Raw genomic sequence first — 5,073 nt, 5'->3', positions numbered from 1 at the left:
CTTCCTGGCCGATGGCGCCGAGCAGGTGGCCCATGCGGTCCGATTCCATCCACAAGGCCATGTCGAGTGCCGTGGTTGGAACGGTTTCGAAATAGTTGGTGCGATCGAACCAGGTCGTGCCATTCATGTCGGTGGCACCCACCTTTTCGAATGGTTCGAAATAGCTGCCCTCCCGGTTCTCCGATCCGGAGAACATCAAGTGCTCAAACAGATGTGCGAAACCGGTCTTGCCGGCAGGCTCGTCAGCCGAGCCGACGTGATACCAGATACTGACCGCAACCACAGGCGCCTTGTGGTCTTCGTGCACGATCACGGTCAGGCCATTCGGCAAGGTGAATCGCGTGAAAGGAATATCGATGTTGTCGCTGGCGGCAAACGCCGGGACTGCAACGGCAAGAAACAGCAGGGCGGAGCAAAACAACTTGCGCATGTGGTTTTCCAGAATTCGTCCAGCGAGATCGGTCAGGCTAGCGGCGCAGGCATTCTGCCGCAACGGTCGTTGGTAATTGGAGGAGAGTAGACTGGGATGCATTGACGAAAGTTCGGTAATTTCCGCCGAGAGGAGACCGACATGGCCCAGTATCTGATAACCGGCGCCAATCGCGGGATTGGCCTCGAATTCATTCGCCAGCTTCTGGCACGCGGTGATCGCGTCATCGCCGCCTGTCGCCACACTGCGCGCGCATCGGAACTGAATCAGCTCAGTGGAGAGTATCCGGGCCACCTCAAGGTGCTGCCACTGGATGTCGCTGAGCCGCGTTCCATCGACGAACTCGTGCGCGAAATCGGCATGCTCGAAATCGTCATCGACGTGCTGATCAACAATGCGGGCGTGCTGACTCCCGGTGAAGCGTTCGGTGAGGTTGAGGCAAAGGCGCTGGATCAGGCCTTCACCACGAACGCCCAGGGGCCGTTCCTGCTGACACAATCGCTGGCCACACGACTGGCAGAAAAAGCAAAGGTAGTTTCGATCAGCTCTGGCCTCGGCTCCATCGCACGCACACAGCGATTCGGTACGCCGAGCTACAACATCAGCAAGGCGGCGCTGAACATGGCTGTGCGTCTGCTCGGGCATGCGCTGGCCGATCGCGGGATTGCCGTGCTCGCGCTCAGCCCGGGTTGGGTCAGGACCGAAATGGGCGGAGACAAGGCTGACCTGGACGTCACTGAATCGGTCGCCAACATGCTCAAGGTCATCGATGGCCTTGAGTTTGATCCGAATACGATCGGCCAGTTTCTCGGCAATACCGGCGAGCCCGTGCCCTGGTAGCAGGATGGCGCGGAGCTGACCTGGTGGTCAGTCGTTCGAGGCAGCTAGACGGCCGCCGAGAAATCGTAATCGAGCCGCGGGCCGATTTCGGCCAGCGCATTGCCGCGCAGATGGTCGACCCCGAGCGCAGATAGACGCGACACCGCATCGACATCTTCCACGGAATCCACGATCAAATGGCGTCCCTTCGAGCGCCACGGATGCAAGGCCGCGCGGAACTGCTGATCGGTCAATGCCTGCGCGGCCTGGTGCTGCAGTTGCAGCGTGTCCAGCGGCAGCTTCGACCAAAGCTCCACCTGGTCGAGGCGTTCACGCGGGTCACTCAGGCCGACGCGCACACCGTAGTGGCGCAGTCGCACGATGCGCTTGATGCTGTCCTTGTCCAGCAGCACCGGGCTGGCCTCGATCTCTACCGTCAGTCGATCGGCAAGGTGGCGGCGTCGCTTCAACTCGGCCTCGAACCAGCGCCACGGAAGGTCCTTGAGCGTGTCCAGTTCAATCGGAACCAGCAGGCGCGTGCTGCGGCCACGGTCGAATTCCTGCTGCAGGGTTTCGAAGGCGTGGAACAGGCAGGTGCGATCGATCATGATCATGGCACCGGCTTCACGCGCTATGCGCAGGTACTCGCGCCGGTAGACGCCACCCAGCGGGTCGCGATAGTCACGCAACTTGGCGTGCACGGAATACAGTTCACCCGCGTCGGCGCTCATCGGCATCAGCGGCTGGAATTCGACCATGATGTTGGTGCCGGACTTCGCGTCCTGTACCCACTCACGAATGATCAGGACGCGCTCGGCAGGCATCGGCTCGTAATCGCGGCTGAGTACGCCTTCGTTGCGATTGCCGCCGTGACGGCTGGCCATGCCCTGAGCGGCGTAGGCGGAGGCGAACCATTGATGTGCGCCGTCGCCGCGTGATTCGCGCGGCGGCAAGGCAAGCCCGGTGGAAACGGTCAGCGAACGGGGCTCTCCGTCGATCAGGAACGGTTTGCTGGCAATGCTGGTACAGATCTGTTCGGCCTGTTCCAGTATTTCCTTGCTGTCTGCTCGCTGGAGGAGGATGCCGAATCCGAACTCGAGCCAGATCGTCATCGCATCGGATTTCTGCAACACCGCCGCCAGGCGTTGCGAGATCTTTTCTTCAAGCTCGAATATTGCGGTGCGCTTGAGGCTCGTCGTCAGTGCAGCTGCCTGGTCGACAATCACCGAAACCAGAATGCAGCAAGCCTCGGGTGGTGTCGCGATGACTTGTGACAAGCGGGCAAGGAAGTCCGATCGTCGCAACATGCCGGCCGCACTGGCGGTATTCGCCGGTTTGATGTCGCGCAAAGGTCCGGTTGACTCCTCCAGCACTTTCAGGCCGCGGGCGACCGTGTTCCTCAGTGAAGGTTTGCCGACTTCGGCCCAGGGAGACGCAATCAGCGCCGAGGCGCCGGGCCCGTGCAGGGCGGCGGGAATGCGATCCGAGCCGCTGCAATTGGAAACATTCCAGCCAGCCTGGATCCACGGCGCCTGCCAGCCCTCGGGCAAGCGGACGCCTGGCGGGAACAGCAGAAGTGCGTTGCGCTGACGTGCGTCAACCGCCGTCTGGATTGGCGGCGACAGGTGCGCCGGCTCTTCGGCGATGTTGGTGCAGGCTGATTCCATTCTCACGGGGGCAATCGATTCAGGTCGATGCCATGGCAATGCAAAGGTCGCGCCAGCCCCGCAGAACCCCGCCTGATTGTGCAATTTCGCGGGGTCAAGCGTCGGAGACAGGCAGTTAATGACAGCGGTGGGCTGCTGGCATCAAAAGCCAGGCCGCGGTACGGCCGCTCCAATTTCCCCGGCCGAAGTCATTGAAAGCCCCGCCGGGAGCCACCCAGGCGGGGCTTCTGCGATCAGGCTGGCATGCCCTACCAGACTTTGACCCGTTGCTCCGGCACCAGATACAGGGCTTGCTCCTCCTTCACATCAAATGCGTCATACCAGCCATCGATGTTGCGAACGGTTTGCGCGCGGTAGGGGCCCGGGGCGTGGACATTGGTCAGAACCGCGTTGCGCAAGGCCTTTTCCCGATACTTGCCACGCCAGGCCTGCGCCCAGCCGAGAAATACGCGTTGATCAGGGGAGAATCCATCCAGGACTATCGGCTTCGAACCTGCCTGCGCCATTGTGTAGGCGTCGTAGGCAGTTGCCAGACCGGCCACGTCGGCGATGTTCTCGCTTAGCGTCAGTTCACCGTTCACGGCCAGGTCGGGAAATGGTTTGTAGGTGTCGTATTGAGCCGCCAGAGCCGCTCCAGCCGCCTCGAAACGGGCGAAATCTTCCTTGGTCCACCAGTTGTCGAGCTTTCCGGTTTCGTCGAACAGGGCGCCCATGTTGTCGAAGCTGTGGCTGATCTCATGGCCGATGACGCCACCAATGGCGCCGTAGTTGATCGCGTCGTCAGCGGCTGCATCGAAAAACGGGGCCTGCAGGATGGCTGCCGGGAAAATAAGCCGGTTTTCCAGCGGCACGTTCAGCGCATTGACGGTTTGCGGGCTCATGTACCACTCGCCGCGGTCGATCGGCTGGCCGAGCTTGGCGAGGTTGCGGTGGTAGTCGAACAGCAGCGCCCGCTGCGCATTGCCATAGGCATCATCGCTTCGAACCTCAAGGCCCGAATAGTCGCGCCAGCGATCCGGATAGCCCATGCCGACCTGAGTGCCCTCCAGTTTCGATCGTGCACGCGCCTTGGTCTCCGCGGACATCCATTCGGCGGCATCGATGCGCTTGCCGAACGCCGCGAGCACATTGCGCACCATGTCATTGGCCCGCGCCTTGGTCTCGGGAGTGAAGTGTTCCTGCACGTAGATCTTGCCAACCGCTTCGCCGATCACGTTGTCGCACTCTTCCACGCCGCGCTTCCAGCGTTCGCCCAGTTGTGGTGTGCCCGACAAGGCCGTGCCGTTGAACGCAAAGTGTTCGTCGACGAAGGCCTTGGACAAATACGGTGATGCGCGCTCCAGTGCGTGGAACTGCAGATAATCCTGCCAGTCTCCCAGCGGCTGACTCGCAACGACGGCGGCAATGCCACTCACCGCAGTGGGCTGCCAGACGATGAAGGTGGCTGTGTCGGAAAGGCCAGCCGCATCAAGGAACGAGGACCAGTCGATGCCCGGCGCGCGACTGTCGAAGTCTGCACGCGACCAGGTGTTGGCGCCCTTCTCGACATCGCCGGTTTCGAGCTGGCTGACGTGCGCGCGCGCGATCATGGTTTCGAGGGCAAGAATGCGCGAAGCGCGTGCCTCTGCATCGGTGATGCCGACCAGGGTCAGCACTCGAGCGATATGAGCCTGATACTCCGCGCGCAACTCGACCATGCGCCCGTCTTCCAGATAGAAGTCGCGATCCGGCATGCCCAGCCCGCCCTGCACGAGATAGGGCGCGTACTCGTCGGGCTTCAGCAGGTTGGCCGTGATCCAGAGTCCGAGCAGTCGATCGGTGTGATAGTCGGTCGCATTGAGCAGATCAACATCGGCTCGCAACTGCGCTCCGAATGTACTGGCCAGTGCGGCCTTGTCGGCAATGGCGGCGATCGCGTCGAGTTCCGCCTGCACGGGTTTGGCCCCTTTTGCCTCGATCCCCGGCTCATCCATGTAGGCGGCGTAGCAGGCGCCGATCTTCTTGCGGTCGCCTTCTGCGCTCACATCCGTGGATGCGGATTCGAGAATGGCCCGCGTGTCCTTTTGCGTCTGTTCGCTCAGCGCGCTGAAGATGCTGTAGCTGGATCGATCCGCCGGTATTTCGGTAGAGCGAACCCATTCGCCATTGACGTAGTTG

4 protein-coding genes are annotated in these 5,073 nt (G+C 61.6%); 1 reads left to right on the top strand and 3 read right to left on the bottom strand.

The features are described 5' to 3' along the window. Positions 1 to 430 (bottom strand): M16 family metallopeptidase (locus tag WBP53_RS16110; protein WP_423930753.1); only part of this gene is annotated, 430 nt, incomplete at its 3' end. Positions 431 to 571: 141 nt separating this feature from the next. Between WBP53_RS16110 and WBP53_RS16105 the strand changes: the two genes are divergently transcribed. Further along, the gene (locus WBP53_RS16105) at positions 572 to 1,270 is read left to right on the top strand and encodes an SDR family oxidoreductase (protein WP_423930751.1); all 699 of its coding nucleotides are present in this window, start codon (positions 572 to 574) and stop codon (positions 1,268 to 1,270) included. A 44-nt stretch (positions 1,271 to 1,314) separates the two neighbouring features. Here WBP53_RS16105 and WBP53_RS16100 read toward each other — a convergent pair whose 3' ends face one another. Both WBP53_RS16100 and WBP53_RS16095 read right to left on the bottom strand, forming a co-directional pair. Then, entirely contained in the window at positions 1,315 to 2,916 is a 1,602-nt protein-coding gene (locus WBP53_RS16100; protein WP_423930755.1) for a bifunctional diguanylate cyclase/phosphodiesterase, read from the bottom strand. 248 nt (positions 2,917 to 3,164) lie between these two features. Next, positions 3,165 to 5,073: M13 family metallopeptidase (locus WBP53_RS16095; RefSeq protein WP_423930749.1), on the bottom strand; the 1,909-nt coding region annotated here is incomplete at its 5' end.

It is taken from the genome of Dokdonella sp. (assembly GCF_049593775.1).
Lineage (GTDB): Bacteria > Pseudomonadota > Gammaproteobacteria > Xanthomonadales > Rhodanobacteraceae > Dokdonella.
The sequence above is the reverse complement of the archived record's forward strand: the minus strand, read 5'-3'. Positions and strand labels throughout refer to the sequence as shown.